The organism is Methylobacterium sp. J-088 (assembly GCF_022829295.1).
Lineage (GTDB): Bacteria > Pseudomonadota > Alphaproteobacteria > Rhizobiales > Beijerinckiaceae > Methylobacterium.
This window is the reverse complement of record NZ_JAKSYH010000006.1, coordinates 1-1,563: the sequence shown is the minus strand read 5'-3', so window position 1 is coordinate 1,563 and position 1,563 is coordinate 1. Positions and strand designations below refer to the sequence as shown.

The 1,563-nt window shown below is 63.9% G+C and carries 1 protein-coding gene; it reads right to left on the bottom strand.

The features are described 5' to 3' along the window. Positions 1 to 387: 387 nt before the first annotated feature. The gene (locus MKK63_RS00020) at positions 388 to 543 is read right to left on the bottom strand and encodes a hypothetical protein (RefSeq protein WP_243997525.1); all 156 of its coding nucleotides are present in this window, start codon (positions 541 to 543) and stop codon (positions 388 to 390) included. Positions 544 to 1,563: the final 1,020 nt, after the last annotated feature.

Below are 1,563 nucleotides of genomic sequence, written 5' to 3'. Positions count from 1 at the left end.
TGAGTTGGCCTACGGGGTGTACATCCATCACCTCAGCACCGGCGGGAGCATGCGCCGTGGCCTCGCCCTGATGGTCTGCGGGCAGCTCGGCTTCCTCCTCGGCGCCCTGATGCGGCCCATGCGCGGCGAAACCTGACCCGCGGGTGCGGCCTGATGGTCGCATTTACCTTATCTGGAGGCTGTGCGCCTTCCCTCTGCGGTCAGGACAGGCGATTGCGTCTCGACCCGCAACTGGGGGTTGAGGCTATGGATCCGTCTCAAAACGACGAGCTGGGCGCGCGGGGCGCCGCACCGAGGCGCAGTTTGGGTCACCGCGCGTTCGCCCGCTTCGGCACCCCTGCGATCCTGACGACCGTGCTGCTCGTGGTGGTCGCCTGGGTAGGCTTTCTAGGTTGGGTCCTCGTCGGGTTGGTCGGCCGGCTCATCGGATAGAGGATGATTCTCGAATGCATCGTCCGGCATCACCGGCGCGGAGAAGCAGAGGCGACAGAACGCCAGGAACCCGGTGACGTAGGCGGCGGACACCGTTGCGTCCCAGGACATCTCCGGAGCGTCTCCTTCGCGTCGCGTGGTTCAGCCATGAGACGCTGACGGTCCGCGCGGATCTGGAACGATCCCCGCCCGCCACCTTACCTGCGACCGCGTTAACCAAACGTCATCCGGGTTGGGCCAGACCGGTGTGATCCCAGCGCGAGGCCGGCCAGCGACCGTCGCTCCACAGCGCAGTTGAACGCGTTCGCAGGCGACTGCACAGGGCGGCTTTCAAAGGCGGTCGTGTCCAGCGCCGAAACGCCGACGCGGTCGCCGGCCGGAGAGGCGGGCGACGCGCAAACCGTCAGGGAACACAGTCGGGCTCGCAATGCGGTATGTCCAGCTGCGTGTCGGCTTGGGCCTCGATCCCGAACTTTTGATCCCGAACGATCTGACGGCCGGAGGCGCTCTCATCGCCGGCGTGACGGAACTGAACGACCGGCCGATCGGCTTTGCAGAGCGTGCTGGTTAGCAGCCCGACGCGGCACGTCGCCCCGTTGGTGTGCGGCCTGCGGATTGCCTCTGAATGCGGTTGCAACGGTTTCGGCCACTCAACCGTTTGTGCCTATGGTGCTGTGCGAAAACGACCGCGCCCCACATATCGGGCTGATAGAGCTCGCCGCTTGGTGGTGTGTTCCCAACCCCACGCGTTGCGGCGCAATGCTGAGAGCGTGTGGGTGAGTTCACGCTGATTGCAAGTCGGGTAAACGAAACGGGTCAGTAGAGAATACCGGGCGGACTTCCGCATCGGTGCGCCGTTACGTCGGCGAGAAGCCTAACCGACATCAATTGCACGACCGAAATCTTCTCTGATCTGTAAAAATGTCCAAAGAATCCGGTTGCGGTACCAGCGTTAACAGATTATGAGCATCGCAATAACCAATCATTAATGTTCGCCATTGGGCTCGCCAAAGGAGCTGAGACCATGCTGACTCATGCTGATCCCGCCGCCTCCGCGGACTTCGTTGCGGCGCACCGTCGGGCGGAGCAGCCGGAGGTTGCCGAGCCGGTTGCAGCCCACCTCGTCGGTCA